Source organism: Actinomadura spongiicola, from assembly GCF_003432485.1.
Taxonomy (GTDB): Bacteria; Actinomycetota; Actinomycetes; order Streptosporangiales; family Streptosporangiaceae; genus Spirillospora; species Spirillospora spongiicola.
In genome coordinates, this window is record NZ_QVNQ01000006.1 from 16,624 (window position 1) to 43,167 (window position 26,544).

Annotated in this window: 28 protein-coding genes; 22 read left to right on the plus strand and 6 right to left on the minus strand. The window is 72.2% G+C overall.

The features are described from left to right. Positions 1–7 precede the first annotated feature (7 nt). From D0T12_RS19825 to D0T12_RS19865, 9 genes are all read left to right on the plus strand, one after another. Complete coding sequence (locus D0T12_RS19825; RefSeq protein WP_117401151.1) at positions 8–1,195, plus strand: ABC transporter permease; 1,188 nt, start codon at positions 8–10, stop codon at positions 1,193–1,195. Positions 1,196–1,227: 32 nt separating this feature from the next. Further along, positions 1,228–2,448, plus strand: coding sequence for an acetoin utilization protein AcuC (locus D0T12_RS19830; protein WP_117401152.1), 1,221 nt, complete (start codon positions 1,228–1,230; stop codon positions 2,446–2,448). A 7-nt stretch (positions 2,449–2,455) separates the two neighbouring features. Further along, complete coding sequence (locus D0T12_RS19835; protein WP_407642097.1) at positions 2,456–3,307, plus strand: phosphatase; 852 nt, start codon at positions 2,456–2,458, stop codon at positions 3,305–3,307. Between the two features lie 353 nt (positions 3,308–3,660). Beyond that, a complete protein-coding gene (locus tag D0T12_RS19840) occupies positions 3,661–3,864 on the plus strand; it encodes a helix-turn-helix domain-containing protein (protein WP_021591693.1) in 204 nt (67 codons plus the stop codon). 401 nt (positions 3,865–4,265) lie between these two features. Next, complete coding sequence (locus tag D0T12_RS19845) at positions 4,266–4,364, plus strand: 30S ribosomal protein bS22 (protein WP_018654693.1); 99 nt, start codon at positions 4,266–4,268, stop codon at positions 4,362–4,364. 38 nt (positions 4,365–4,402) lie between these two features. Continuing rightward, positions 4,403–5,410, plus strand: coding sequence for an NAD-dependent epimerase/dehydratase family protein (locus D0T12_RS19850; protein ID WP_117401575.1), 1,008 nt, complete (start codon positions 4,403–4,405; stop codon positions 5,408–5,410). Next, positions 5,407–6,249 (plus strand): lysophospholipid acyltransferase family protein, encoded by an 843-nt coding sequence (locus D0T12_RS19855; protein ID WP_117401153.1) that lies wholly within the window; start codon positions 5,407–5,409, stop codon positions 6,247–6,249. Before D0T12_RS19850 ends, D0T12_RS19855 begins: the two co-directional genes overlap by 4 nt. A 12-nt stretch (positions 6,250–6,261) precedes the next feature. Further along, positions 6,262–7,428, plus strand: coding sequence for a low temperature requirement protein A (locus D0T12_RS19860; RefSeq protein ID WP_199487577.1), 1,167 nt, complete (start codon positions 6,262–6,264; stop codon positions 7,426–7,428). 94 nt (positions 7,429–7,522) lie between these two features. Beyond that, entirely contained in the window at positions 7,523–8,020 is a 498-nt protein-coding gene (locus D0T12_RS19865; RefSeq protein WP_117401155.1) for a hypothetical protein, read from the plus strand. Positions 8,021–8,175: 155 nt separating this feature from the next. Here D0T12_RS19865 and D0T12_RS19870 read toward each other — a convergent pair whose 3' ends face one another. Together D0T12_RS19870 and D0T12_RS19875 are read right to left on the minus strand one after the other, a co-directional pair. Next, positions 8,176–8,763 carry a TetR/AcrR family transcriptional regulator C-terminal domain-containing protein gene (locus D0T12_RS19870; protein WP_147339557.1) on the minus strand — a complete coding sequence of 196 codons (588 nt, stop codon included), beginning with the start codon at positions 8,761–8,763 and terminating at the stop codon, positions 8,176–8,178. Between the two features lie 233 nt (positions 8,764–8,996). Next, positions 8,997–10,319, minus strand: coding sequence for an MFS transporter (locus D0T12_RS19875; protein WP_117401157.1), 1,323 nt, complete (start codon positions 10,317–10,319; stop codon positions 8,997–8,999). Between the two features lie 365 nt (positions 10,320–10,684). On the opposite strand from D0T12_RS19875, the gene D0T12_RS35420 reads away from it, so the two are divergent. The 11 genes from D0T12_RS35420 to D0T12_RS19930 all read left to right on the plus strand — a co-directional run bounded on the left by D0T12_RS35420 (position 10,685) and on the right by D0T12_RS19930 (position 21,064). Then, the gene (locus D0T12_RS35420) at positions 10,685–11,461 is read left to right on the plus strand and encodes a hypothetical protein (protein WP_158581545.1); all 777 of its coding nucleotides are present in this window, start codon (positions 10,685–10,687) and stop codon (positions 11,459–11,461) included. After that, entirely contained in the window at positions 11,458–12,852 is a 1,395-nt protein-coding gene (locus D0T12_RS19885; protein ID WP_158581546.1) for a CocE/NonD family hydrolase, read from the plus strand. Before D0T12_RS35420 ends, D0T12_RS19885 begins: the two co-directional genes overlap by 4 nt. After that, positions 12,852–14,246, plus strand: a complete 1,395-nt coding sequence (locus D0T12_RS19890; RefSeq protein WP_117401160.1) for a YcaO-like family protein — start codon at positions 12,852–12,854, stop codon at positions 14,244–14,246. The genes D0T12_RS19885 and D0T12_RS19890 overlap by 1 nt, the downstream gene beginning before the upstream one ends. Further along, complete coding sequence (locus D0T12_RS19895; protein ID WP_117401161.1) at positions 14,243–15,490, plus strand: YcaO-like family protein; 1,248 nt, start codon at positions 14,243–14,245, stop codon at positions 15,488–15,490. Before D0T12_RS19890 ends, D0T12_RS19895 begins: the two co-directional genes overlap by 4 nt. 40 nt (positions 15,491–15,530) lie before the next feature. After that, positions 15,531–16,475 carry an ABC transporter substrate-binding protein gene (locus D0T12_RS19900; protein ID WP_117401162.1) on the plus strand — a complete coding sequence of 315 codons (945 nt, stop codon included), beginning with the start codon at positions 15,531–15,533 and terminating at the stop codon, positions 16,473–16,475. After that, positions 16,472–17,560: a FecCD family ABC transporter permease gene (locus D0T12_RS19905; RefSeq protein ID WP_199487578.1), complete on the plus strand. Its 1,089-nt coding sequence runs from the start codon at positions 16,472–16,474 to the stop codon at positions 17,558–17,560. The genes D0T12_RS19900 and D0T12_RS19905 overlap by 4 nt, the downstream gene beginning before the upstream one ends. A 5-nt stretch (positions 17,561–17,565) precedes the next feature. Continuing rightward, complete coding sequence (locus D0T12_RS19910) at positions 17,566–18,384, plus strand: ABC transporter ATP-binding protein (protein ID WP_407642101.1); 819 nt, start codon at positions 17,566–17,568, stop codon at positions 18,382–18,384. A gap of 75 nt (positions 18,385–18,459) precedes the next feature. Continuing rightward, positions 18,460–19,497 (plus strand): permease, encoded by a 1,038-nt coding sequence (locus D0T12_RS19915; RefSeq protein WP_117401164.1) that lies wholly within the window; start codon positions 18,460–18,462, stop codon positions 19,495–19,497. Next, positions 19,494–20,162: a DUF1980 domain-containing protein gene (locus tag D0T12_RS19920; protein ID WP_117401165.1), complete on the plus strand. Its 669-nt coding sequence runs from the start codon at positions 19,494–19,496 to the stop codon at positions 20,160–20,162. The genes D0T12_RS19915 and D0T12_RS19920 overlap by 4 nt, the downstream gene beginning before the upstream one ends. Before the next feature lie 103 nt (positions 20,163–20,265). Next, positions 20,266–20,709 carry a helix-turn-helix domain-containing protein gene (locus D0T12_RS19925; protein ID WP_117401166.1) on the plus strand — a complete coding sequence of 148 codons (444 nt, stop codon included), beginning with the start codon at positions 20,266–20,268 and terminating at the stop codon, positions 20,707–20,709. Beyond that, positions 20,702–21,064 carry a DUF4180 domain-containing protein gene (locus D0T12_RS19930; protein ID WP_199487579.1) on the plus strand — a complete coding sequence of 121 codons (363 nt, stop codon included), beginning with the start codon at positions 20,702–20,704 and terminating at the stop codon, positions 21,062–21,064. The genes D0T12_RS19925 and D0T12_RS19930 overlap by 8 nt, the downstream gene beginning before the upstream one ends. Positions 21,065–21,088: 24 nt before the next feature. Here D0T12_RS19930 and D0T12_RS19935 read toward each other — a convergent pair whose 3' ends face one another. Then, positions 21,089–22,030: a phytanoyl-CoA dioxygenase family protein gene (locus D0T12_RS19935; RefSeq protein ID WP_117401167.1), complete on the minus strand. Its 942-nt coding sequence runs from the start codon at positions 22,028–22,030 to the stop codon at positions 21,089–21,091. Positions 22,031–22,184: 154 nt separating this feature from the next. On the opposite strand from D0T12_RS19935, the gene D0T12_RS19940 reads away from it, so the two are divergent. After that, entirely contained in the window at positions 22,185–22,904 is a 720-nt protein-coding gene (locus D0T12_RS19940) for a response regulator transcription factor (RefSeq protein ID WP_117401168.1), read from the plus strand. Next, complete coding sequence (locus D0T12_RS19945) at positions 22,891–24,657, plus strand: sensor histidine kinase (protein WP_199487580.1); 1,767 nt, start codon at positions 22,891–22,893, stop codon at positions 24,655–24,657. Before D0T12_RS19940 ends, D0T12_RS19945 begins: the two co-directional genes overlap by 14 nt. Positions 24,658–24,667: 10 nt before the next feature. On the opposite strand, the gene D0T12_RS19950 is transcribed toward D0T12_RS19945, so the two are convergent. The 3 genes from D0T12_RS19950 to D0T12_RS19960 form a co-directional block, all read right to left on the minus strand. Continuing rightward, entirely contained in the window at positions 24,668–25,558 is an 891-nt protein-coding gene (locus D0T12_RS19950; RefSeq protein WP_117401169.1) for an HAD family hydrolase, read from the minus strand. Between the two features lie 9 nt (positions 25,559–25,567). After that, positions 25,568–25,756, minus strand: coding sequence for a hypothetical protein (locus tag D0T12_RS19955; protein ID WP_117401170.1), 189 nt, complete (start codon positions 25,754–25,756; stop codon positions 25,568–25,570). A 120-nt stretch (positions 25,757–25,876) separates the two neighbouring features. Continuing rightward, a complete protein-coding gene (locus D0T12_RS19960) occupies positions 25,877–26,542 on the minus strand; it encodes a sigma-70 family RNA polymerase sigma factor (protein ID WP_117401171.1) in 666 nt (221 codons plus the stop codon). Positions 26,543–26,544 lie beyond the last annotated feature (2 nt).

Consider the following 26,544-nt stretch of genomic DNA (forward strand, 5'->3'; position numbering starts at 1 on the left):
GCCGCACATGAGGTTCGTCGAGTCGTTCCGGGTCGCCGCCGACGCGCTGCGCGTCAACCGGCTGCGCAGCGCGCTGACGATGTTCGGCGTGGTCGTCGGCGTCGCCGCGGTCGTCGTGCTGGTCGCGATCGGCACCGGCGCCCGCGACCTCGTGCGGTCGGAGATCGAGGGCCTCGGCTCCAACATCATCTTCGTCGCGCCCGGCGAGTTCGCCCTCGGCTCCGCCCCCAGCATCAGCCGGATGCGGCTGGACGACGTCGGCTACCTGGGCCGCGTCACCGGTGACGAGGAGGGCATCGCGGTCGGGCTCAGCTCCGGCGAGACGGTCCGGGCCGGGCGCGAGGAGACGTTCGCGAACGTCGTCGGCACGAACGACCACTACAACAACGTGTTCGACCGTCCGCTGCGCCGCGGCAGGTACCTGAGCCGCACCGACGTGGAGACCCGCCGCCGCGTCGTCGTGCTCGGCGCGGGCACCGCCCGCCGCCTGTTCGGCGACGTCGACCCGGTCGGACGGCAGATCTCCGTCGCGGGCGGCACCCGGTTCCGGGTCGTCGGCGTCCTGTCGGAGATCGGGTCGACGTTCGGGCAGGCCCGTGACTCGGAGGTGCACGTCCCGGTCACCACCGCGCAGCGCCTGTTCGGCGTGAACCGGGTCGACTTCATCGCCGTCCGCGCCCCGTCCAAGGACGACGTGCCGCGCCTGCAACGCGACATCGTGGACGCGCTGGAGTCCCGGTACCGGGGCGAGAAGTTCTCCGCGATCACGCAGACGCAGCTGCTCGGCACGATCGGCACGGTCCTCGGCGCGCTCACCGGCGTCCTCGCCGCGATCGCCGCGATCTCGCTCCTCGTCGGCGGTGTCGGCGTCTCCAACATCATGCTCGTGGGTGTCCGGGAGCGGACGCGGGAGATCGGCCTCCGCAAGGCGCTCGGCGCGCGGCAACGCGACATCCTCGCCCAGTTTCTGGTGGAGTCCGTGCTGTTGACGACGCTGGGCGGTGTCGCGGGCATCGTGCTCGGCGTCGCCGGCGCCCTGACGATCTCCGCGTTGTCGCCGGTTCCGGCGGCGATCACCTGGTGGTCCCCGGCGGTCGCGTTCGCGGTGTCCGCCGGCGTCGGCGTGTTCTTCGGGGTGGTCCCGGCTCGTCGCGCGGGCCGTCTCGACCCGGTGATCGCGCTGCGTGCGGAGTGAAGGCGTGAGCCGGGCCGCGATACCGTGAGTGCATGTGCAGTGCCGCGTCCACCGGGTCGTCAGGCCCCGAGAACTGCGGGCTGGAGATCTTCTGGGACGAACGGCTCGTCTCCTACGACTTCGGCTCCGGCCACCCGCTGAACCCCGTGCGCGTCGAGCTGACGATGGCGCTGGCCCGGGAACTCGGCGTACTGGACCGGCCGAACGTGCGGGTGTCGGGGTTCGAGCCCGCCGACGACAAGCAGCTCCGGCTCGTCCACGAGGAGCCCTACATCGCGGCCGTCAAGCAGGCGGGCGCGACCGGCGCGGCCGATCTCCGGCACGGTCTCGGCACCCCCGACAACCCCGTGTTCCCGGGCATGCACGAGGCGTCCGCCCTGGTCGCGGGCGCGTCCGTGGCCGCCGCCGAGGCGGTGTGGTCGGGACGCGCCGAGCACGCCGCCAACATCGCCGGTGGCCTGCACCACGCGCTCGGTGGCGCCGCCAGCGGCTTCTGCGTCTACAACGACCCGGCGATCGCCATCGCGTGGCTGTTGCGCAACGGCGCCGAGCGTGTCGCCTACGTCGACATCGACGTCCATCACGGCGACGGCGTGCAGGCCGCCTTCTATGACGACCCGCGCGTCCTGACGATCAGCCTGCACGAGTCGCCGCGGACGCTGTTCCCCGGCACCGGATTCCCGGACGAGACGGGCGCCGCGGGCACGTCCGCCAACATCTCGCTCCCGCCGGGCGCCGGCGACGGGCCGTGGCTGCGCGCGTTCGACGCGATCGTCCCGCCGCTGCTGCGCCGGTTCCGCCCGGACGTCCTCGTCACGCAGCAGGGCGCGGACGGTCACACGCTCGACCCGCTCGCGCACCTCACCCTCAGCGTCGACGGGCAGCGGACGGCGTACGGGCTGCTGCACGCGCTCGCGCACGAGACCGCGGGCGGCCGCTGGATCCTCACCGGGGGCGGCGGCTACGAGCTGGTGCAGGTCGTCCCCCGGGCGTGGACCCACCTGCTGGCGGAGGCGGCGGGCGCCCCGATCCCGCCGGACACGCCGACGCCCGGGGGGTGGCGCGACTTCGTCCTCCGGCGCACCGGGCAGGTCGCTCCGCGCCGGATGACGGACGGGACGGACACGGCGACAGTGGAGGTCAACAGGTGGGGCGACGGCTACGATCCGGCGAGCCCGATCGACCAGGCGATCCTGGCGACGCGGCGAGCGGTGTTCCCCGAGCATGGAATCGACCCGATGACGGACGAGTGACGCCCCGATGACCTCGATCCCCCCGGTACCGACACGGGACGAGCTGCGCGCCCACCTCGTCCGGAACATGATCGCGGGCGAGGTGGCGACACCTCGCGAGAACAATCTGCGGCACTACCGGCGGATGGTCGCCGGGCACCCGTACTACCAGTTCGGCCTCGAACTGAAGCCGTCGTGGACGGAGCAGACCGTCCTGGAGATGATGGTCGAGCGCTGCGGCGTCGACCCCGACCCCCGCCACGAGTTCGGTGTCGACACGATCGACCCGGAGATCACGCTCGACACGCTGGAGGCGATGGGGGACCGCATCGGCCTCGCCGCCCGCCGCCGCGAGAACGTGGTGATCGCGACCGGTCATCCGGCGACGCTGACGCCGCTGTACCAGGCGGTCGCGCGGGCGCTGGACGGGGCGGGGTGCCGCCTGCTCACGCCCGCGGCGGGCTGGACGTACGAGATCGAGACCGGCCACGGCGGCTCGGACCTGCGACGGATCGTCTACGCCCCGCCGGGCGTGGCGATGCTGGAGGACGACCACCGGACGCATCACACGCACGACCCGCAGCCGATGGAGGCCATGCTGCGCGAGCTGGCCGGTACCGTTTCCGCGGACTCTCCGGAAGCTAAACCTGATTTTTGGCCGGATCTGGCCATCGCCGATCATGGCTGGGCCGGAGCCGCCGGTCAGGCGGGCATCGACACCGTCGGATTCGCGGACTGTAACGATCCCGCGCTGTTCGCGGGCGCCGCCGAAGGCAAGATCGACGTGGTCGTTCCGCTCGACGACGGCGTGTCTCCGCAGCTCTACGCGCCCCTGACCGCCTACATCCTGGGCCGCGCGGGTCTGCGGGACCCCGGCTGACCCGATCCGCCCGGCCGCCGGACCCCCGTGTTGGGGCCGCTCGGCTGTGACTGCGTGTGACAGGCGGGCCGTATAGAGACGCATGAGCTTGCGCAACGCCATCGGTGACCCGGGAACCGCAGGTCAAGCCGGGGTTCTGGTTGACAACCGTTCGTCCGGCCACTCGTTGTGCCGTCATGTCCACGCTGTGTACGGACTCAGCACTGTGTCCTTCAGGTCAGGTCGGGATACGGAAATGTGCGGAACTCCCCTCTTGCGACTGCCGGTACGCGATTTACGCTGGAGGATGTACACGTGCGTGATCAAAGTCACCCGAAGGGCCGGTGCGCGGCACGTGTGGAAGAGGGCGTCCGATGACCTCAGGCGAGCGACCTCTGAGCGAGGTCAGGTTCCTGACCGTGGCCGAAGTGGCGGCGGTGATGCGGGTGTCCAAGATGACCGTCTACCGCCTCGTCCACTCGGGCGAGCTTCCCGCGATCCGCGTGGGCCGCTCGTTCCGGGTTCCCGAGCAGGCCGTTCACGACTACCTGCGCGACGCGTACATCGAAGCCGGATAACGGGTAAGGGCGGGGCATGAACCATGACCCCGCCGCCTACTCCACACCCGGCCGTGCAGGGGGCGTCGGGACGGCCCCCAGGGATCGTCCCGAAGCTGGGGAACAGGGCGAGGACCGGTGAACGGTCCGGACATCGAGTGGGACGGGCGGTGGCGGCCACGGCCACCGGGCAAGCCCGCCCACGCGGAACGGTGCCCGGCGCCGCGCGACGCGCGGTGCCAGGCCCCGTACGCCCGTGGCATCTCGCACGTCCGCCAAGCGGCTCCATCAAGCGGCCCAACGCGTGAAACCGCTCGGTACAGCGGTACCCTTGGGCGGCGGACCGTGCGCGCGTTTCGAGTGATGCTCGCCTGCGGCACGTCCGTCTCCTGCACACCACCGGATATGCCGAGCGAGGTCTCGTGGGCTCTGTCATCAAGAAGCGTCGCAAGCGGATGGCCAAGAAGAAGCACCGCAAGCTGCTGAAGAAGACGCGCATCCAGCGACGCAACAAGAAGTAGCCGTCACGCCGTAAGGGGTGGGGCGCACAGTGTCCTCCTTGCCCGCCGCCGCGGCCCGTGTCGTCCTCGTCACGGGCGTGTCCCGTTTCCTGGGGGCGCGGGTCGCGAACACGCTCCAGGCCGACCCCGGCATCGAGCGTGTCATCGGAGTGGACACCGTGCCGCCCGACACGTCGCACGGCGTGTCCCTCGGACGCACCGAGTTCGTCCGCGTCGACATCCGCACCCCGAGCATCGCGAACCTCATCGCGTCGGCCGGGGTCGACACCGTGGTGCATCTCAGCCTCGTCACGTCCTCGTCCGTCCCGCGGGCGAAGGCGAAGGAGCTGAACGTCATCGGCACGATGCAGCTTCTCGCGGCGTGCCAGCGTTCGCCCGACACACGCAAGCTCGTCGTGCGGTCCTCGGCGGCCGTCTACGGTTCCTCGCCGATGGACCCGGCGGTGTTCACCGAACGGGACGAGCCGGTCGAGGCGCCGCGGTCGGGCTATGCCAAGGACGCGGGCGAGATCGAAGGCTACGTCCGCGGGCTGACGCGGCGCCGGTCCGACCTGGCCGTGTCGGTGCTGCGGTTCGCGAACTTCCTCGGCCCCGGTGTCGACTCTCTCGTCACCCGGTATCTGCGGCTGCCGGTCGTCCCGACGGTGCTGGGCTTCGATCCGCGGCTCCAGTTCGTCCACGAGGACGACGGCGTCGAGGTGCTGCGGCGCATGACCGTCGAGGACCACCCCGGCTGCTTCAACGTCGCCGGAGACGGCGTCCTGCTGCTCTCCCAGGCCCTTCGCCGAGCGGGACGCCCTTCCGTGCCCGTCCCGTCGCCGTCCCTGTCGATGCTCGGTGACATGGGACGACGGTTCGCCGGACTGTCCGGGTTCTCACCGGAGCTGCTGCGCTGGCTCAAGTACGGCCGCGTCATCGACACCACGGCTCTGGAGGACGAGTTGTCGTGGCGTCCCAAGTACAGCACCGAGGCCGCATTCGCCGACTTCACCGCCGCCCAGGGCCACGGCCCGCTGACCGCCCTCTTCGGACGGACACCGCGATGACCGAACCCGGCACTTTGGAACGCGGCATAGCATCCGGCCTCGCCTTTCTGCGGCGCCGCCTGGCCGGCGACTACGAGGTGGACGAGTTCGGCTATGACCCCGACTTCGCGCGCACGGTCCTGCTGCCCCCGGCCCGCGCCCTGTACGAGCACTGGTTCCGCGTCGAGTTGAGCGGCGTCGACAACATCCCGGACGGCGGCGCGCTCCTCGTCGCGAACCACTCCGGCACCATTCCCATCGACGCGCTCATGCTGTCGGTCGCCGTCCACGACCACGCCGATCGCCGGATCCGCCTCCTCGGCGCCGACCTCGTCTACCAGATCCCGGTCCTCGGGCACCTGGCGCGCAAGGGCGGGCACACGCTCGCCTGCAAGTCCGACGCCGCCCGCCTGCTCGCCAAGGGCGAACTCGTCGGCGTGTTCCCCGAGGGCTTCAAGGGCGTCGGCAAACCGTTCGCCGACCGGTACAAGCTCCAGCGCTTCGGCCGCGGCGGCTTCGTCGGCACCGCCCTGCGCGCGGGCGTCCCCATCGTCCCGTGCGCCATCGTCGGCGCCGAGGAGATCTACCCGAAGATCGGCGACATTCCGCCCCTGGCCCGCCTGCTCGGCCTTCCGTACTTCCCGGTCACTCCGACGTTCCCGTTGCTCGGCCCGGCGGGTCTGATCCCGCTGCCGTCCAAGTGGATGATCCGGTTCGGCGAGCCCATGACCCTCGACGAGTACGACGCCGACAGCGCCGACGACCCGATGACGGTCTTCAACATCACCGATCATGTGCGGGAGAACGTCCAGGGGATGCTCTACGAGACCCTCCTCCGCCGGGGTCCCGCGTTCCTTTGACAGAGTGAGCGCATGGATGCGCTCCGTAGTCGGATGGTCGCCCGTGACGTGGACGAGCCGCACCGCGCGGCCAGCCCGCTCGAACTGCTCTTCGACCTGACGTTCGTCGCGGCGGTCTCGCAGATCGCCGGGCAGCTCGCGCACGCCACCGAGGAGGACCACACGGGCGACGCCGTGCTGCCGTTCCTCATGGTGTTCTTCGCCATCTGGTGGGCGTGGATGAACTTCACGTGGTTCGCGTCCGCGTACGACACCGACGACGTCCCGTACCGGGTCATGACGTTCGTGCAGATGGCGGGCGTCCTGCTCCTGGCGGCCGGGGTGCCGGACGCGTTCGACGGCGACTTCACCACCGTCACGATCGGTTACCTCGTCATGCGCGTCGGCCTGGTGTCCCTGTGGATCCGCGCCGCCGTCGCCCATCCCGAGTCACGCGGCACGACGATCCGGTACGCGGTAGGAGTCTCCGTCCTCCAGGCTCTCTGGCTCTCCTACCTCGCGCTGCCGGGGGACGGCTCCCGCTGGCTGTTCCTCGTGCTCGTCGTCCTCGAACTGTCCGTCCCGCTGATCGCGGAACGCGCGGGCACCACGACCTGGCATCCGCATCACATCGGGGAACGCTACGGCCTGTTCACCATCATCCTGCTGGGCGAGAGCGTCCTCGCTTCGACCAACGCCGTCCAGGACTCGGTCGAACACGGTCTGAGCGGCGAACTCGGCACCATCGCTCTGGCGGGCCTCGCCATCCCTTTCACGCTCTGGTGGATCTACTTCTCCGAACCCGCGGGCGAGGGCCTGGCCGTCCGCCGCGACTGGTCGTTCGGCTGGGGCTACGGCCACTACGTCATCTTCGCCGCGTTCGCCGCCGTCGGCGCCGGGCTGGAGACCGCGGTCGTCTCCGCGGGCGACCACATCAAGGCCGACGAGAAGACCGTGATCGCCGCGGTCGCCGTCCCGCTCGCGCTGGCCCTGGTCATGCTGTGGCTCCTGCATGTTCCGATGCGCCGTCCGTCCGTCCGCCTCGAAACGATCGTGCTCACGGCGGCTCTCATCCTTCTCACCACCCTCGCGGCCCCCTCCCTCGGCGTGGCCGCGACCCTCGTCATCCTCGCCGCCCTCCTGGCCCTCCTCCTGACCGCCACCCTCCTCACCCGACGGCCCAGAACAGCGGCCCCTTGAGAACCAGAGCGACCGGCGTGTTCACCGCCGGTTCGGCGTCATACTGGGGCCTGGTCATCCGTCGGGCAGGGCGAACAAGGAGTTAGGGACGTACATGAGGCTCGACCGCTTTCACCCATGGGCAGAGCAGACTCTCACTGATGCGAAGAGTCCGGCGATCTCCGAGGTGGAGTCCGGTGTGGACGGGCTCACGTTCGGTACCCGCATCGTCTTGGCCAATAAGGCTCAGGTGCATGTCCAGTGGGTTCGTACGGCCCCACCTAGCGGGGACGCCTCGGGTTCAGACGAGAAGATCGTCACAGGGCAACCGCCCACGCCGGTCGATATCCCGGAGTTGGCGCCCACAGGGCCCTACACCACCGCTGACGTCGAGCGTCATCTGGTTGCGTTGCTGAACAACGGCGGAAACGACGAACTGATCGATGTTCGCGGCTACTCGCAAGATGCCAAGCTCGGCACGACCCAGCAGCCGTTCGGAGTAAGGGTTCTGTGCCATTCGGGCGCGGTCATTTTTGGGCTCTTTCGCCACACACTAGGTGCTGGGCAACAGCGCACCAAAGAAAGTGAGTTCAGGCAACGAGAGGCCCTCTGATGGCGAACCGCCCGTCCTGTGGCGCAAGCACTTCCGCTGGTCAGGGCCAGCCCACGCCCACGCATCAACCGGCCGGATCACGTGCGACGTGCCCCGGCAGCGGCCAGCCGCCGACCTGAATTCACCGCGGCCAGAACCGTTTTCCGACGAGAAGGCTATGGTGCCGGGTCGGGGTCAGGGGGTAGGCGTAGGGCTTGGACGAGGTCGGCGACGTATTCCTCGCGTGGGGGCAGGATGTCGTCACCGAGCAGGAGGACGGTGAAGACATAGTTGAGGCAGGCGCCGAGCAGCAGCCGGGCCGCGCCCGATGTCTCCACGTCCGCCGCCACCCGTCCGAGTTCCTGTTCCTGGCGGAGGTAGGCGGCGACCGCCTGCTCCGCCTGGTGCGGGCCGAGTTGCCGGGGGAGCATCACCTCCCGTAGCCGGACCAGTTGCGCGGGGCTGGCCAGAACCGCCGCCTTCGCCGTCAGAACCTCGTTGTAGAAGCCGATGGTCGCCTCCGCGACCAGCATGAGGTTCTTGCGCACGTCGGCCTGCCCGACCTGGGCGTGGAGATCGGTGACCGTGCCCACGTAGATCGGCAACCGGTCCTGCAACAGCGCGAGGTAGAGGTGCAGTTCACCGTGTTCGACGTGCCGGACCGAGTACATGGCGTCGCTGACGGCCTCGACCACGCGGCGCCGCACCATGTCGGCTCGACTTTCGGGGACGGAACTGGGCGCGGATTCCGGTATGGGCCGCATGATCTCCCTAGATCATTTCGACATTCCTGTCGGCGTACGGTACATAGTCCACCGGTTCGCGGACGGGCGCGCATGCGTATGGCCACCACACGTAATGATCGTTCCTGCCCGGCGGAGCGTGGTCGGCGTCAGGTGTAATGGCCAAGCCACGATAATGGGGTTCGCGTTTTCTAGGCAACGAAAACGCAATCTCGCTTCGAGTCGGTGTGCCGCCCTGTCATGATCGGCGCCGGTTAGGCATGTCCGTTTTCTGTTGTCTTGGGGCGTACGGTCATGTCGGTGCGGTTGCGGTCGTGTGTCGAGGGCCGGAGGACGGCGCCGGTGCGCAGGGCGAGCAGCCAGGCGAGACCGGGGGCGGCCATGAGGGTGCCGAGGATGACGAGCAGGACGCGGTGGCCGAGGACGTCGAGGAGGGCGCCCGCGGCGAAGGCGGAGAGGGCGAGGGCGCCGGTGGCGACCGCGCTCCACAGTGACATCACGCGGCCGCGGATCTCGTCGCCCGCGGCGGACAGGAGGGCCGCGATGGCGGTGGGCCCGTAGACGACGTCGGCGAGGGCGGCCATGCCCCATAGGGTCAGGGCCGCCCACGCGGCGGTCGGGAGGCCGAGCAGGGCCGTGCAGACGCCCTCGCCGAGGCAGGACAGCCCGATGACCAGAAGTCGGGTCCTCGGGTCCGCGCGCTGGAGGCGCGGGGCGAGGGCGAGCAGCCCAGCCGCGCCGACGATGCCCTGGACCGCGTAGAACCAGCCGGTGCCTCCGTCGCCGAGGTCATGGACCCGCAGGGCCAGATGGATCATGGCGGTGATCATTCCGCCCAGGCCGAGGCAGAACACCGCCTCCAGGCAGAGCAGCGCGGCGATCAGCCGGGTGCGTCGAGCGGTGCGCAGGCCCTCCCGAAAGGAGGCGGCCCAGCCGGACGCCCGCCGCGCGGCGCCGCGTCGGCCGCCCGCGGTGACCAGTGCGGTGAGCAGCAGGGACACCAGGAACGACAGCGCGTTGACCACGAACGCCCAACGCCACCCGAACAGGCCGATGACCGCCGCTCCGGCCAGCCCGCCGACGGCTTGGAAGAGCAGCCCGTTGACCTGCACGGCCGCCGAGTACAGCACGTACTCCGCCGGCTGCACCAGGGACGGCATCCAGGCGCTGCGGGCGGCCTGGAAGACGAAGCCGGTCGCGGCGGACGCGAACGTCAGGGGGTAGACCAGCCACAGCGTCCCCGGCGAGTCGGCGAGCAGGAAGGACAGCGCCAGGACGGCGAGCAGCCCGTCCCCGGCGAGCATGATCGTACGGCGGTCCGCGCGGTCGGCGAGCACGCCGCCCCACGGCCCGATCAGCAGGCCCGGCAGGTACCGCAGCGCGAGCGCGGCGCCCGCCGCGAGGGGTTCGCCGCTGTGCTCGTACACCATCGCGTACACCGCGACCGCGCTGAACCAGCCGCCGCAGACACTGATCAGGTTGCCGAGCCACAGCCGCCGGAAGTCGCGGTTGGCGACCAGCAGGCTGACCAGGCCCCGAGCCGGGGGATCGGACGCGGTTCGGAGGGGTTTGTCCATAACGGGTCAGCTTAGAGACGTTGACAACCGTTTTCATTATCGTTGTAATGCGTGTTCGGGACGTGGGCTCGCGGGAGCGGGTGAAGTGCTGATGTTCCTGAAGCCACGGGGACCTCTCCGGTGAGGCGCACGGCCCGAGCGATCGCGATCCCACGGAAGAGAACGGAGGTGAGCACGCATGAAGGTCACGAAGCTGACGGTCTCCAAGAGCCGCGGCCAGCTCCACTCGTCCAACCACGCCACGGCGCGGCAGTCCAGCATCGCCTGGCGCTGACGTGAGGCGGTGACATGAGGAGGGGCCGGGTGCGGGCATGGGCGAATCACGCCCGCACCCGGTTCTCCAAGACTAGGGACGGGAAGGCCGGATGGACGAGGACATGCGCTGGGCCGGTGGGGTGTCGCTGATTCCGGCCGGTGACGGCTGGCTGGTGCACACTCCCGCCGAGGAGTTCCTGGCCGTCGAACCGGGGGACGGCGGCGTCGGCGAGCTGCGGGCACCAGAGTTGCGACCGGTGTTCGAGAAAGAGGGCGTCCTCGCCCCACCCGCCCCTCGCCACGGGATCGTCGGGGTCTCCGGAGGCGGCCCGCTCGCCGAGACCCTCTGCTCCCTGCTCACCCGGACCGGCGTCACGGTCCGGCGCGGCACCGAACGCGACCTGGCCGACGAGGCGCCCGAGCTGGCGGTGCTCGTGGCGTGCGCGGCCTGGCTTCCCGACCGGCGGTGGACCGAACTGGACGCCCGATGCCTGGAGGCCGGGCTGCCCTGGCACCGAGGCCACGCGGAGGGCCGCCGCTGGTACACCGGCCCGTTCCGCACCGGGCCCGGGGACGTCGGGTACGCCGACACCAGGGTCCGGCGGCTCGCCGCCAGCCCGTGGCCCGCCGAACTGGCGGCCTACTGGCGCTGGCTGGACGACGGCGGAAGCCCCCAGCCCGACCCGGCGGACGCGCTCGGCGCCGCCATGGCCGCCGCGCTGATCGCCGTGGACGTGCGGAGCTGGCTGTGCGGGGAAGCCCCGCCCGGCCGCGGCGCGCAGCTCGGCGTGGACCCCGCCACCGGGCAGGTCAGCCGCCACCCGGTGCTTCCCGTCCCCGCCGGGCTGATGCGCGAAGTCCCCGAGCCGGTGCGGCCGGTCCCATGAGCGACCGCCGGATCGAGACGGACATCGCCGTCCGGGCCGCCGACGGCGTGTCCCTCGTCGGCGACCTGTTCCTGCCCGCCCGGACGCCCGCGCCGGTGGTGGTCCTGCGCACCCCGTACGGGGCCGCCGGGGCGTGGCCGCAGGCCGCCGCGCTGGCCGACCACGGTGTCGCCGCCTACGTTCAGGACCTTCGCGGCCGGCACCGTTCCGGCGGGACGTTCACGCTGGGCCGCGACGAGGGCTCCGACGGCGCCGCCACCCACGACTGGGTGAGCACGCGGCCCTGGTGCGACGGCCGGGTGCTGTTGGCCGGGACCGGATACGAGGCGTTCGCGGCCTGGTGCGCGGCAAACCATCCGGCGGTCTGGGCGGTGGCGTCGCGGCAGCCGTGGCCGGTGCTCGGGACGCCGCCGCTGGACGAAGAGCTGTGGTGGCGCACCGAACTCGCGACGGGGCCCGCCGTCCGGCCGGGGCTCTTCGAGTTGGCGTTCGCGCTCGACCCCGGGCTCGGCGCCGATCTGGGCGACCCGGCGCTGCCCGAGCGGTGGCCGGCGCCGGTGGGACCCTGGCCCCCGGAGCCCGACGCCTTCGGAACGCGGGCCCGCGACGTGGCCCGTCGGGTGCGGGCCACGTCCGTCCCGACCCTGCACGTGGGCAGCTGGTTCTGCCGTTCGGCGGAGACCACGCTGAGCCACGCGGCGCTCGCCGCCGATCCCACCGTGGTCATCGGCGGTTGGGCGTCTCCGCTCACCCATCGGCTCTCGCCCGAGTGCGCGATCGCCGTGCCCGACGAGCCCGACGCCGACGACCTCATGCTGAGCTGGCTGGCCACGCTCGCGCGGGGCGGCAAGTGGACCGATGCCCGCAGATGCCTGGTCCTCGGCGCCGGATGGCGGGACCGCGACCCGTGCCCGCCCGCCCGCGCCCCGTACCGGCAGGAGCCCCTCGCCGCGGATCGAACCGTTCTCGTCCACGATCCCGCCGACCCGTTCCCCTCGCTGCCGCACTCCGCCGATCTGGCCGCCGTCGCCGACCGGGACGACGTCGTCCGGCTGACCGCCGAAGGCCCGCTGAGCTGGCACGGATCGGCGCTGCTCGCCGTGACCGTCCGAGCCGAACGCCCCGTGGAGCTGGTGGCGACCCTCGTCCACGAGCGCGCCGACGGCGTCCGCGTCCGGCTCGGTGACGGCACCGCCGCCCTGCCCGGCGGCACCGGCCGGGCCGAGCTGCGGCTGCCGCCCGTCGCCGCCGCCCTGCCCGCCGCCGACCGGCTGCACGTCGAGCTGACCGCCGGACGCGTCCCACGCCGCCGCGCCCCGCGTGAGCCCGCCCGGTACGAGATCGAGCCCCGCCCGCTGCGGCTGCCGCAGCCCGCCGCCGAGGAGGCGTGATGAATCCCGAAGCGCTGGTCGACCCGCGCACCGGAGTGATCACCCAGGTCGTGCACACCGAGCCCGAGCCGTGGTGGCCGCCCAGCCTCGACGTGTGCGCCACGCACATCGCCGACATCGCGAGCCTGCTGCCCTGGCCCGCCGACCGGGTCTCCACCGGCACCGCGTTCGGCGACCCCGGCCGGGCCCGGCTCGGCGCCATCGGTGAGGCGGTGGAGCGGTACTGCGGCAACTTCGTGCCCGCCGACCTGCGCCGGGCCACCCGCTCCGAGCTCGTCGCCGCGGGTGAGAACGCGGTGGACCCGGCCGACCTGGCGCTGTACTCGGCGGCCCAGTACGCCGTGCCGGGCTGTCCGTTCGTCCCCTTCGCCGACCACCTGCCGGTGCTGTGGACGCGGGGTGTGACGCTGCCGTCGGAGGAGCCGGTGTGGGTACCCGCCTCGCTGGTGTACATCAACTACCACCAGCCGCCGCGGCTCGCCGAACCGGTCACCAACTTCGTGATGCTCGCCGGGATCGCCGCGGGCACCGACGACCGGATGGCCCGCGCCGCCGCCCTCGAAGAGGTCATCGAACGGGACGCCACCGTCATCTGGTGGGCGAACCGGCTGCCCGCCCGTCCCGTCCACGTCGACCATCCCCGGCTGACTCCGATCCTGGAGCCCGAGCCGGAGGCGGGGCCGGGCTGGGCGCGGGCGGTCGGTGCGCGCGGGCCGTGCCGGTACCGGGTCGTGGCGCTGCCGACCGTGTTCGACGTCGCCGTACTCGGTGTCCTGCTGGAGGACCCCGAGCACGAGTTGGCGGTGTTCGGTGTGGCGGCGCGCCCCGACCCGGCCGCCGCGGTGCGCAAGGCGCTGGCCGAAGCGGTCACGCTGCGCCGCTACGCGCTCGGGCTGCTCGACCCGGACGGCGACATCTGGACGTCCGCCCGCGAGGGCACCATCCCCATCGAGTGCTTCCACCCACACCGGGCCGACCGGCGGTATGCGGACTCTTACCGCGCCGACTACCGGGACGTGACCGACCTCGGCTGCCACAGCCAGATCTGGTTGGATCCGGGGCTGCGGCCCCACCTGGAGCCCATCACCGGCGACCACGCGCCCCTCGCCCTGGAGGAGTTGCCGTCGCCCGGCGGAGACCCCTGCGACCTGTACCTCGGGAGGCTGGCCGCCGCCGGGCTGACCGCCCACGCCGTCGACGTGACCACCCCGGACGTGGCCGCCACCGGGTTCCGCGCGACCCGCGTCGTGGTGCCCGGCGCCTACTCGAACGCGCCCGCCGCGTTTCCCTTCCTCGGCGGCACGCGCCTGTACACCGACCCGGTCCGGCTCGGCCTGCGGCGGGTCCCGATCACCGAGGACGAGATCAACCTCGTCCCGCTGCCGCACACATGACCGCCCGGCTGCTGGATCCGCGCTGCGGGCCGGTGCGGGCTCTCGACACCGGCCGCAGCCACGGCGTGCTGCACACGGCGACCGCCCACCTCGCCGACACCGGGGCGTTCGCGTTACCGCTCGGCAACCCGGTCGTCGGCGGCACCTCGTGGACGAGCCCGGACGACGCCGCCCGCCGCGCCCTGGGCGAGGCCGCCGAACGCTACGCGGGGCATCTGGTCCCGGCCGGGCGGCTGGTGCGCTCCACCTGGCGACGGCTCGGGGCCACCGCCGTCGACCCCGCGGCCCTGGCGCTGTACTCGTCCCGCCAGCACGAGCGCCCCGGGTTCCCGTTCGCCGGGCTGGACCGCGACGCCCCGATCCACTGGGTCACCGGTCGCACCGCCGCGGGCGTCGAATGCCCGGTCCCCGCATCGCTGGTGTGGCTCGCGCCCGGCGAGCACGCGGAGATCGACGGGCGTCCGGCGCACCTGCCGATCGCGGCGGGCATCGCCGCCGGGCCCTCCCTGCCGGCCGCCCGCTCCGCCGCCCTGGCGGAGGTCGTCGAACGGCACGCGCTGGCCACCGCCTGGTACGGGGGCCGCGCCTTTCCACCGCTGGCGGGGCCGCCACTGCCCGTCCCGGACGGGGCGCGGCTCCGCTGGTTCCAGGTGCCGAACGCGCTGGGCGCCCCGGTGGTGCTGTGCGTCGCATGGGGTGACGGCGACCGGCTGGGCGCGGGCTGCGCCGTCGCCCCGAACGCCGACGATCCGGTGGCCGCCGCGGGGGCGAAGGCCGCCGCCGAGGCACTGGTGTCGCTCGACACGCTGGACGCGGTGATCGACGGGATGCCCGAATGGTCCGGCGTGCTCAAACCCCACCGCGACGACCGGCGGTACGCCGACGCCTACCGGCCCGACCTGTCCGATGCCACCGACCTGGTCTGCACGCTGCAACTGCTGGCCGACCCCCGCGTCGCCGCGCGGGTAGGCGCGCGGCTGACCGGCGGACGCCCCGGCGGCCGGTGGCGACCCGCCCGGATCGACCTCGACGCCGCGCTGGCCGCCTGTCGCCTTCCGGTCGTGACCGTCGACATCACCCCACCCGACCTGGACCGACTCGGCCTGGCGGTCGCGCGGGTCGTCGTACCGGGGCTGCGCTCCACCGGCCCCGCCGCCTTCCCGTTCCTCGGCGACGGCTCCGACCCCCTGCCCGCCGACCCCCTGCCCCCCGACACGGAACGGCTGCCGATTCCCCATGTCTGACCTCCCCTACGGACCGCCGACACACAGAAGGAAACCCCTGATGAAGAAGCTCGCCTCGTTGGCGCTCGCCGCCGTGGCCGTCCTGCCGACGGCGTGCGGCGACTCCGGCGGCACGAACGCCGCGGCCTCTGCCGCACCGGTCACCGCCCGCAACTGCGGCACCGACTACACCTTCACCGGCGCCCCCCGGCGGGTGGTCGCCTCCAGCACGCCCGCCACCGAGGTGCTGCTGGCGCTCGGCCTGCGCGACAGGATCGCGGGCACCGTGGCGGCCAAGGACATCGTTCCCGAGTACGCCGCCGCCCTGCGCGGCGTCAAGGTCATCGCCGAGAGCGCGTTCCCCCCGCCGTCCAAGGAGGTCGTCTACGCGGCGGACCCCGACCTGGTGGTCAGCGGCTACCCCGACGACTACGGCCCCAAGGCGATGGGCGAACGGGCCACCCTCCGCGAGGAGGGCGTCAACACCTACCTGCTCTCGGCCAACTGCCCCGGCCACAAGGCCAAGATCGAGGACGTGTACGCCGACGTGCGCGCGCTCGCCAGGGTCTTCGGCGTCCCGGCCCGCGGCGAAGCCCTCGTCGCCAAGCTCCAGGGGCAGGTCAACGCGGTCGAACCGGTACCGGGAACGCCGAAGGTCTTCGACTACGCGGGCGGCCGGGAGAAGCCCACGACGGCCGGTTCCACGGCGCTGGTCGACGACCTGATCCGCCGCGCCGGAGGCGTCGGCATCTTCCCCGAGGTCACCTCCTTCAAGCAGGTGAGCTGGGAGGAGGTCGTCAAACGCGACCCCGACGCCATCCTGGTCGAGGACCAGGCGTTCGAACCGGCCGACAAGGCCATCGCCTGGATGAAGACCTACGGCCCCCTCAAGGACGTCACCGCGGTCAAGGAGAACCGGTTCATCGTCATCCCCGTCAACGACACCCAGCCGGGCGTGCGCGGCGGACGCGCCCTCACCACCCTCACCGAGGGGCTCGCCCGGTGACGGTCAAGGCCCCCGGGGCCGGGCGGCGCCACCAGGCCCCCGGGCCGCCGACGGTCCGGCGCGTCGCCCTGCCCGGCCTGGTCGGCGGCCTGGCGGCGATCCTGGCCCTGTCGATGATCGCCGCCGTCGGGCTGGGCCCGGTGTCCATCCCCTTCGGCGACGTCGCCCAGATGATCGGCCACCGCTACCTGCCCGGCGTGGTGGACACGGCCCCCACCGGACCGCGGTCGGTGATCGTGCTGGACATCCGGCTACCGCGGGTGCTGCTCGGCGCCGCCGTGGGCGCCGGGCTGGCCGCCGTGGGCACGGTGCTCCAGGCGGTACTGCGCAACCCGCTCGCCGACCCGTACCTCATCGGCGCCAGCTCCGGAGCGTCCTTCGGCGCGGTCCTGGTCATCATCGTCGGGTTCAGCCCGTTCGGCACGTTCTCCCTGCCGCTGGCCGCGTTCCTCGGCGCGATGGCGACGTTCTCCCTGGTCATGCTGCTGGCCGGCGGGCGGGGGCTGCTCGCGCCGACCCGGCTCATCCTGGCCGGGGTCGCGGTCGCCGCGTTCACCGAGGCCATCACCCACTATCTGGTGCTGACCTCCCCGGACAAGGAGGTCCGCTCGGCGATGTTCTGGATGCTCGGCGGGCTCGGCGGCACCCAGTGGCGTGACATCGGCGTACCGATCGCCGTCGTCGTCGTCGGCACCCTATGGTTCTGGACGCAGAGCGGACGGCTCAACGCGCTCGTCCTCGGCGAGGAGGGCGCCACCAGTCTCGGCCTGGAGGTCGACCGCGTCCGGCGACGCCTGATCGTCGGCTGCGCGCTGGTCATCGGCGCGGTCGTCGCCGTCAGCGGCGGCATCGCGTTCGTCGCCCTGATGGTCCCGCACGCCGTCCGGCTGGTGGTCGGCGGCGACAACCGGCGCGTCCTGCCGCTGGCCGCCCTGACCGGCGCGATCCTGCTGGTCTGGGTGGACGTCGGCGCCCGCATGCTCAACAGGCCCGACGAGATCCCGATCGGTGTGATCACGGCGGTGCTCGGCGCGCCGTTCTTTCTCGTCCTGCTGCGCCGCGCGGACCGGCGGAGGTGGCAGTGACCCCCGTGTCCGTGGAGATCGACGACCTCGCCTGGGCGCCCGCCCGGCTGTCGGACATCACCCTGCACGTGCCGCCCGGCCAGATCGTCGGGCTCCTCGGCCCCAACGGCAGCGGCAAGTCCAGCCTGCTGCGCTGCGTGTACCGGAGCCTGCGGCCCGACACCGGCACCGTCCGCGTCGACGGCGCCGACGTGTGGCGCACCCCCGCCCGCGCGGTCGCCCGCAAGGTGGCCGTCCTCACCCAGGACGCCCCCGCCGACCTGGAGAACTCCGTCGAGCAGATCGTCGCCCTCGGGCGCATCCCCCACCAGGGGCCGCTCGGTGGGCTGTCGGTCGCCGAACGCGTCCTCATCGCCGACGCCATGCGCCGCTGCGACATCGCCGACCTCGCGCACCGCTCCATGGCCACCCTGTCCGGCGGGGAACGCCAGCGCGTCCAGCTCGCCCGAGCCCTGGTACAGGAGCCTCGGCTGCTCATCCTGGACGAACCCACCAACCACCTCGACCTCCACCACCAGGTCGAACTGCTCCGGCTGCTGCGAAGCCTCGGCGTCACCGCTCTCATCGCCCTGCACGACCTGCAACTGGCCGCCGCGGCCTGCCACCGCCTGGTCGTGCTTGACCAGGGTCGCGTCGTCGCCGACGGCGCCCCCGCCGACGTGGTCACCGCCGATCTGCTCCGCACCGTCTACCAGGTGGACGCCGACATCACCCTGGGCCCCGACGGCCTGCCCCGGATCGCCGTCCACCTGTACGACCCGTCCACCGCACCGGTCACCGCACCGGTCACCGAGGGGCACGACCCCGTGGGCACCGAGGGATGAGGGAGAGATGACCGGGACCGCCGGAGCGGTCGGGAATGGTCGGAGTGCCGGTGTCGCCCGCCTGCCTCTGGAACGATGACGGGCATGAGCGACCGCGCCGGCCTCCGGGTGGCCGAGGACGATCTTCTTCCGCCGCCGGACTGGGGACGCCGCGGAGCCGCCGCGCCCGGGGTCCGTGCGGTGTGGGTGTTCGGGTTGCTCGCCGCGGTGCTGGTGGCCGGACGGATCTGGGTCGCCCCGGAACTCGGCGCACGCGAACTGGACGCGTGGGCGACCATCTTCGTGGCGGTGTGCGTGCAGGCGCTGCCGTTCCTGGTGTTCGGGGTGGCGCTGTCTGCGGCGATCACCGCGTTCGTCCCGGCGTCGGTGTGGCGGCGGGTGCTGCCGCGGCGGCCGGGCGTCGCGGTGCCGGTCGCGGGGGCCATGGGGGCGGTCCTGCCGGGCTGCGAGTGCGCGTCGGTGCCGGTGGCGGGCGGGCTGATGGCGCGCGGGGTGGCCCCGGCCGCCGCGCTGACCTTCCTGCTCGCCGCCCCCGCGATCAACCCGGTCGTGCTGGTCGCCACCGCCGTCGCGTTTCCGGGGAACCCGGAGATGGTCGTCGGCCGGTTCGCCGCGTCGTTGCTGGTGGCGGTGCTGGCCGGGTGGGCGTGGCTGCTGCTCGGGAAGGGCGAATGGCTCAGGATCCCGTCCCGGCCGCACGCCGAGGGCACGGCCGGTCGCCTGGAGGCGTTCCGTCAGGACATGCGGCACGACGTCCTGCACGCCGGAGGCTTCCTGGTGGTCGGCGCCGCCGGGGCCGCCACCATCAACGTCGTCGTGCCCGCGGGCTGGGTGGACGCCGCGGCGGGAAGCCCGTGGCTGTCGGTGCTGCTGCTGGCGCTGCTGGCGGTGCTGATGTCCATCTGCTCGGAGGCCGACGCCTTCGTCGCGGCCAGCCTGACGCAGTTCTCGACGACGGCCCGGCTGGCGTTCCTGGTCGTGGGGCCGATGGTGGACCTGAAGTTGATCGCCCTCCAGACGGGCTTCTTCGGTCGCCGGTTCGCCGTCCGTTTCGTTCCGCTGACCTTCTGTCTCGCGGTCGGGGTCAGCGTGGCCGTGGGAGGTCTGCTGTGAGCAGGGCCGCGCAGAACATGCTGCTGATCATGGTCGCCGCGGCGATGCTGTGGATCACGCTGGGCAGCGGCGAGTACGTCAACTACGTCCGGCCCGGGTTCCGGTTCCTGCTGGTGCCCGCGGCGTCGGCGCTGCTGGTCCTGGGCGCCGCCGGTCTGCGCCGCGAGTGGCGGCACACCGCTCCGGCCGACCACGGGCACGATCACTCGCGGGGGCCGCGGGCGGCCTGGCTGCTGTGCCTGCCGATCCTGGCCGTCTTCCTGGTCGCCCCGCCCGCGCTCGGCTCGTTCACCGTCAGCCGCGACACCGGCCGCGCGGCGCCGCCACCCGTCCGTCCGGACGAAGGGTTCGAGAGGCTGCCCACGAGCGGGGCGCCGATCTCCATGACCATGCAAGAGTTCCTCGGCCGCGCGTGGGAGGCGCAGAACCGCGACCCCTCCGCGCTCGCGGGCGTGCCGGTGCGGCTGACCGGCTTCGTGGCCCCGGCCCGGCAGGGCGGCTGGCATGTCACCCGACTCAGATCGCGTGCTGTGCGGGGGACGCCGTGCCGTTCCCGGTGCGCGTGCGCGGTCTCCCGCGTCCCCCGGAGGACGCGTGGGTCGAGGTCGTCGGCGTCTGGAGGCCCCAGAAGCCCGGCACGAAGGGCACGGTCGTGCCGGAACTGAGCGGCCGCTCCCTCCAGCGGATCAAGAAGCCCAAGAACCCCTACGAGTGAAGGGCTTCCTTAAACGCACGTATCGCTCCCTATATGGGGTAGCTTAGGGAGCGATGGGGGATAAACTGTACTCGGTCGAGGAGGTCGCCGACCTCCTGGGCCTGCATGTCCGCACCGTGCGGGGTTACATCCACGCCGGACGTCTGCGCGCGGTGCGGATCGGTAAGCAGTACCGGATCGCCGCCGCCGACCTAGAGGCTCTGATCGGGCGCCCCGGGGTCGGCGGCGGCGGCGCGTCGGTCGAGGTGTCGAGCATCGTGCAGGTCGAAGGGGTCGACCGGATCGCGGCCGACCGGCTCGGCACGCTCGTGCTCGCCGGGGTGAACACCGGTGGGGACTCGGATCGGCAGTTGCGGGTGCAGGTCGTCCATGACGTGGAACGGAGCCGGATGAAATTCGTGATTCTGGGCGGTGCCGCCGACACCGCCGACCTACTGCGGCTGCTCGACGATGTGCTCACCGGGGACGTGCTCGCCCGGGAGGACGACGGTGGCTGACGAGATGCGCGAACTGGGCGGCACCCAGGTGCTGGTGTGCGACCCGGACGGCCCGCCGGTGGCCACCGTGGACGATGCCCTGGACCTGATCGGCGCGGTGTTCCTCGGCGCGGAGGTGGTGGCCGTGCCCGCGAGCCGGTTCGACGAGCGCTTCTTCCAACTCGGCACCCGGTTCGCCGGGGAGGTCATGCAGAAGTTCGTCAACTACCGGCTGCGGCTGGCGATCGTCGGCGACATCACCCGGCACGTCGAGACGAGTTCGGCCTTGCGCGCGCTCGTCCAGGAGTCGAACGGCGCCGGGCACGTGTGGTTCGTGCCCGACCTGGAAGCACTGACCGCACGACTGCGCGGGTAGCGGTCTCCCCGAGGAGCGCGACGGTCAGCGCAGGTAGTGGTGGCTGCGGTCGAGCAGTCCCCGGGCCTTGAGCTCCGCGCGCAGCGGGATGGCGTCGTCCCACACCCCCGACTCCAACGTGAAGCCGAAGTGGCTGGCGGCCTCGTCGGCGTCGCCCAGCAGTTGGCGGCGCAGCGGACTCATCTGCCGCCACCAGTCGCCGTGGCGGTTGATCGCCACGTCGTCGCGCCAGCGGATCCAGCGGTAGGTGTAGCAGAGGAACACCATCTTGCGGGTGACGGCCGACAGGTTGGGCGAGCGGGAGTGCCACAGCCGCCGGTCGAACACGAACGCGTCACCCGGCTCGGCGGAGATCTCCACGGTGCCGGGCGGACGGGCGTAATGACCGTCCGGACCCTGCTCGGTGCGCTCCAGGGTGTTGGAGTACTGGCTGCCCGGCAGGACCAGGGTGCCCCCGCGACCCGGTTCTGACAGGTCGCTGAGCACGTAGGCGACCTTGAGGGAGAACATCGGCCGGGGTTCCATGTCGAGGTCGGCGTTCTGCCGGTAACCGTCCTGATGCCAGCGCCAGGCGGGCGGCTCGTCCCGGGTGACCGGCGGGTTGACGTCGATGTGGCTGTGGTGCACGTAGATGTTCCAGCCCAGCTGCCCCCATACGCAGGGGAACGTGGCGGGGAGATCCAGCAGTTCGGTCAACGTCTCGTCACGGAACACCGCGCCGAGCACGTGCATGCCGCCGTTCGGGCCGAGGCGTCCGGCCCGCCGCTCGCCCGCGTGCACCCGGTCCACCGCCTGCTCGACGCGGTTCCGCAGCGGCTCGTCCAGCGCGCCCCGGATCAGCAGGAAGCCCTGCTCGGCGAAGGTGCGGCGGTCGGCGTCGCTGAGACGCGCGTACCGGTCGCCGTACGGACGGGACGCCTGCTCGGCGGGCGTGACGGTGGGCGGTGAGGGTGTGACCTGGACCATATCGCTGTCCCTTCGGAGGGCAATCGGAGGGCGATTTCCGGCGGGAGAAACCAAAGCCGATGATCATGAAGATCCGATGAAGAACTCACGGAGAAGCGATCATGGTCGCGGTGCGGGCGCGGAGCGGATCGGGCGCGAGCGCTACGGTCGGGGCATGCGCACCGGCTCACGCGTCCTGGTCGCCGAGGACGATCCCAAACAAGCGCGGCTCGTCCAGGTGTACCTGGAACAGGCCGGGCACAGCGTGATCGTGGTCGGCGACGGCCGGCGAGCGCTGGAGGAGACCCGTGCCCGCCGCCCCGACCTGCTGGTGCTGGACGTGATGATGCCGAGCGTGGACGGCCTGGACGTGTGCCGCGTCCTCCGCGCGGAGTCACAGGTGCCGATTCTGCTGCTGACCGCCCGCTCCCGCGAGGAGGACCTGCTCCTCGGCCTGGACCTCGGCGCCGACGACTACGTCACCAAGCCGTACAGCCCGCGGGAGTTGACGGCGCGCGTGCGGGCGCTGCTGCGCCGGGCCGGGGCGCTGCCCGGAGCCGGCGCGGGCCCGGCAGGCGGGGAGGCGGTGCTGCGCGTCGGCGAACTGGAGGTCGACCCGAACCGGTTCGAGGTGCGGGTGGCGGGACGCCGGGTGGAGTTGACCGCCAAGGAGTTCGGGATCGTGCAGATCCTCGCGGCCGAGCCCGCCCGGGTCTTCACCCGAGCGCAGATCCTCACGCTCGCCTTCGGGTTCGACCACCACGTCCTGGAGCGGACCGTGGACGCGCACGTGATGAACCTGCGCCGCAAGATCGAGCCGGATCCCGCCGACCCGGTCTACGTGCAGACGGTGTACGGGCGCGGGTACCGGATGGGGCCCGGTGCCGCGCGCTAGGTGGTCGGTTCCCGGACTGCGCCGCTTCCGGGTCCGGGTGTTCGCCCTCATCGTGCTGGTCACGCTGGTCGCGACCGGGGCGACCGCGTGGCTGACGGTCCGCGCGACCACCGCGCAGCTCACCGAGTCCGTCGCGGTGGAGAAGCGCACCGCCGATCTGATCAATCAGACCCTGGTCGACTACGCGACACTGCACGGCACCTGGGAGGGCGTGGACGGCGTGGTCCAGGGCCTGGAGGAACGCACCGGGCAGCGGATCCGGTTGAGCACGCTCGACGGGATCGTCGTCGCCGACACCGACATCTTGAAGGGGTGGACCGCCCGGGCGCCGTCGACCCGTCCGGCGACGATCCTGGACGCCCGACCGCAACTGTCGGTCGACCAGGTCATCGTGCGCTTCGGTGCGCCCTCCCCGCGGGCAGGCGCCACGGACTCGGTCGGGTTCCTCGGACTGATCGAGCAGCGGCGCCATGTGCTGCGCCTGGCCGCCTGCCTGACCCGTGACCGCATCCCGATCAACCGGCGGGTCGTCTACGGCGTTGGCTGGACGGTCGAGGCGTCGGGCGGCGTCAACGACGGGACGCTGGAGCGTTGCCACCGGGAGAGCCAGAGCACCGCGACGGAGCGGAAGGCCGACCAGAGGGGTTTCACGGACTGCCTGGCGAGAACCCGGCCGCCGCCCTACGGGACGTCCGCCCCGAACGGGGATGCGCGCCGACGCTGCACCGAACACGTCTACGCCCGACGGCTGGAGCCGGTGGCGCCGGTCCCGTTGCAGCTCAAGCTCGGTTTCAGCAACGACCAGGCACGCCGGGTCAGCATCGAGCCGCAGCGGGCCTTGGCCGCGGCCGGGCTGGTGGCCGCGTTGATGATCGTGAGCACGGTGCTGCTCAGCCGGCGCATGCTGTCCTCGATCGCCGCGGTGAGCCAGGCCGCGCGGCTGCTGGGCGCCGGCGACCTGTCCGGGCGGGTGCGGGTCCGCGGCGACGACGAGATCGCCGACCTGGCCGTCGCGTTCAACCGGATGGCCGACTCGCTGCAACGCGGCGAGGAACGGCAACGCCGGATGATCAACGACATCGCGCACGAGCTGCGCACGCCGCTGGCCAACATCCGCGGCTATCTGGAGGCCCTGCACGATGGGGTGCTGCCGCCGGACCGCGAGCTGTTCGCCTCCCTGCACGAGGAGGCGGTGCTGCAACAGCGGTTGATCGACGACCTCCAGGAGTTGGCGTTGGCGGAGTCGGGCGAGCTAATGCTGAACCGCGTCCGGGTGGACGCCGACGAACTGCTGGAGACCCTGCGGACCGCGCATCGCGCGAACGCCGAGACCGCCGGGGTGGCGCTGGAGGTTCTAACGCCGGATTCGGATCCGCCGCTGGTCGACGTCGACCCCGACCGGCTGCGCCAGGCCATCGGCAATCTGGTGACGAACGCCGTGCGGGCCGCGTCGCCGGGCGGCTCGGTGACGCTCGCCGCGCATCCGTCGGACGACCCGCGCGAAGGCGGCACGGTCATCACCGTGACCGACACCGGGCACGGCATCGCGCCGGACGACCTGCCGAACGTCTTCGACAGGTTCTGGCGCGCCGACAGCGCCCGTGGCCGCGACACCGGCGGGCGCGGGCTCGGCCTGGCCATCGCCCGGGAGATCGTCCTCGCGCACGGCGGGACGCTCACCGCCGAGAGCACCCCCGGGACGGGCTCGACCTTCACCATCCGGCTGCCCGCCGCCGGCTCCGGGGAGGGCTGAGCGGGTCCCCTCAGTTCGCGCGGTAGTGGCGGCGGAGCGCGATGCCGGCCGCGACGCCGCCCGCGATGGCGCCGGCGCCCGCCGCGGCGGGCAGCGCGATCATCGTCACGCGGCGGCCGGTGCGGAAGTCGTGGATCGGCCAGCCGTTCGCCCTGGCGTGTTCGCGGAGTTCGGCGTCGGGGTTCACCGCGTGCGGGTGGCCGACCGCCGTCAACATCGGCAGGTCGTTCATCGAGTCGCTGTAGGCGGAGCAGCGGGACAGGTCGAGGCCCTCCCGCTGCGCGAGTGCCCGGACCGCCTCCGCCTTGGCGGGCCCGTGCAGCAGGTTCCCGACGAGGCGTCCGGTGTACACGCCGTCGCTCGTCTCGGCGACGGTGCCGAGCGCGCCGGTGAGGCCGAGCCGGTGCGCGATCGTCCGGGCGACCTCCACGGGCGTGGCGGTGACGAGCCACACCTGCTGGCCCACGTCCAGGTGCTGGAGGGCCAGCGTCCGGGTGCCGTGCCAGATCCGGTCGGCCATCACCTCGTCGTAGATCTCCTCGCTGAGCCGGACGATGCCGTCGACCTTCTGCCCGGCGACGAACGCGAGCGCGGCCTCCTTGGCGCTGCCGATGTGCTCGGAGTTCTCGGTGCCCCGCACCCGGAACGCGGCCTGGCCCCAGGCGAACATGGCGAGGTCACGCATGGTGAACAGCCGGCGCGCCGCGAGCCCACGCGCGAAGTAGTAGATGGACGCCCCGCGCATCATCGTGTTGTCGACGTCGAAGAACGCGGCCGCGGCGGGGTCGGGCGCGGGCAGCGGCGCCTGGTCGGCCGCGGCCGCGGCGGCCGCCTTACCGGCGCGGACCGGATCCTCGTCCCTGCCGCGGGCCCAGAACGGACGCTGCCTCAACGAGATCATGGAGTGAGCCTAGTCAACCGCCTCTCCCCGGCCGTCGCCTCGCCCGCGGTTGCGGCAGTCCTCGCTCCGGTCGCCCGCGGCCGCGACGAGCCGCGCCCGCAGCACCTCGCGGAACCGCGGGTCGGGCCCGGCGTCGCTCGCCCGCAGCCGGGCCAGCGCGTTTCCCTGTTCGACGATCTTTCCTCGCCCGGTTCTCACTGGTCGCTCCCTTGCGGAATCCAGGCGTCAACGCTCTCTTGCCCGCAAAACGATCGGAGGGGACGGCGGGTTACGGGTGAGTTCGACCGGACGGTGTGCCCGGGACACGGGGAGGGCGGATCAGTGGCGCAGGTCGTCGGGAAGGAGGCGTGCCAGGGACCGGACGGCGCGGTACTGCAACGCCTTGATCGCGCCCGCCTTCTTGCCCATGATCAGGGCCGTCTCGGCGACCGACAGACCGTGCAGGAACCGCAGCACGATGCATTCCTGCTGCTCGGAATTGAGCCGGCGGACGGCCTCCAGAAGGGTCCGGTTCGTCATCGAGTCCAGGACGGCCCGCTCCGGCCCCTCCTGCGGGCGGTCCGGCTCGACCAGTTCGGCGGTGCAGATCTCCAGCCGGTAGCGGCTGGACTTGAAATGGTCGGCGACCAGGTTCCGCGCGATCGTGACGAGCCAGGCGCCGAAGTCCTTGCCCTGCCAGTGGAAGTCGCAGATCCGGCGAAGCGCGCGGAGGAACGTCTCGCTGGTCAGGTCCTCGGTGAGCGAGTGCGTTCCGACCCGGTAGTAGACGTAGCGGTAGACCAGTTCGACATAGTGGTCGTAGAGGGACCCGAACGCCTCGGCGTCGCCGTCCCGGGCGCGCAGGACGAGCGTCTTGAGGACCTCCGCGCGGTCGGTGTCCCGTCCGCCGGCCCGGTCGGCGCCGCGTCCCGCGGTGCGGTCGGGGGAGCCTCGTACGGGCCGGGGGAGCGGAAGAAGTCCGGCGTCGAGGGACAAGCTGCTCATGC

Bases quoted from the DNA above. Each gene is read 5' to 3' on its own strand.
- D0T12_RS19825 (WP_117401151.1), top strand. From the start codon at position 8: ATGAGGTTCGTCGAGTCGTTCCGGGTCGCCGCCGACGCGCTGCGCGTC.
- D0T12_RS19830 (WP_117401152.1), top strand. From the start codon at position 1,228: ATGTGCAGTGCCGCGTCCACCGGGTCGTCAGGCCCCGAGAACTGCGGG.
- D0T12_RS19835 (WP_407642097.1), top strand. From the start codon at position 2,456: ATGACCTCGATCCCCCCGGTACCGACACGGGACGAGCTGCGCGCCCAC.
- D0T12_RS19840 (WP_021591693.1), top strand. From the start codon at position 3,661: ATGACCTCAGGCGAGCGACCTCTGAGCGAGGTCAGGTTCCTGACCGTG.
- D0T12_RS19855 (WP_117401153.1), top strand. From the start codon at position 5,407: ATGACCGAACCCGGCACTTTGGAACGCGGCATAGCATCCGGCCTCGCC.
- D0T12_RS19860 (WP_199487577.1), top strand. From the start codon at position 6,262: ATGGATGCGCTCCGTAGTCGGATGGTCGCCCGTGACGTGGACGAGCCG.
- D0T12_RS19865 (WP_117401155.1), top strand. From the start codon at position 7,523: ATGAGGCTCGACCGCTTTCACCCATGGGCAGAGCAGACTCTCACTGAT.
- D0T12_RS19870 (WP_147339557.1), bottom strand. From the start codon at position 8,763: ATGCGGCCCATACCGGAATCCGCGCCCAGTTCCGTCCCCGAAAGTCGA.
- D0T12_RS19875 (WP_117401157.1), bottom strand. From the start codon at position 10,319: ATGGACAAACCCCTCCGAACCGCGTCCGATCCCCCGGCTCGGGGCCTG.
- D0T12_RS35420 (WP_158581545.1), top strand. From the start codon at position 10,685: ATGGACGAGGACATGCGCTGGGCCGGTGGGGTGTCGCTGATTCCGGCC.
- D0T12_RS19885 (WP_158581546.1), top strand. From the start codon at position 11,458: ATGAGCGACCGCCGGATCGAGACGGACATCGCCGTCCGGGCCGCCGAC.
- D0T12_RS19890 (WP_117401160.1), top strand. From the start codon at position 12,852: ATGAATCCCGAAGCGCTGGTCGACCCGCGCACCGGAGTGATCACCCAG.
- D0T12_RS19895 (WP_117401161.1), top strand. From the start codon at position 14,243: ATGACCGCCCGGCTGCTGGATCCGCGCTGCGGGCCGGTGCGGGCTCTC.
- D0T12_RS19900 (WP_117401162.1), top strand. From the start codon at position 15,531: ATGAAGAAGCTCGCCTCGTTGGCGCTCGCCGCCGTGGCCGTCCTGCCG.
- D0T12_RS19915 (WP_117401164.1), top strand. From the start codon at position 18,460: ATGACGGGCATGAGCGACCGCGCCGGCCTCCGGGTGGCCGAGGACGAT.
- D0T12_RS19925 (WP_117401166.1), top strand. From the start codon at position 20,266: ATGGGGGATAAACTGTACTCGGTCGAGGAGGTCGCCGACCTCCTGGGC.
- D0T12_RS19935 (WP_117401167.1), bottom strand. From the start codon at position 22,030: ATGGTCCAGGTCACACCCTCACCGCCCACCGTCACGCCCGCCGAGCAG.
- D0T12_RS19940 (WP_117401168.1), top strand. From the start codon at position 22,185: ATGCGCACCGGCTCACGCGTCCTGGTCGCCGAGGACGATCCCAAACAA.
- D0T12_RS19950 (WP_117401169.1), bottom strand. From the start codon at position 25,558: ATGATCTCGTTGAGGCAGCGTCCGTTCTGGGCCCGCGGCAGGGACGAG.
- D0T12_RS19960 (WP_117401171.1), bottom strand. From the start codon at position 26,542: ATGAGCAGCTTGTCCCTCGACGCCGGACTTCTTCCGCTCCCCCGGCCC.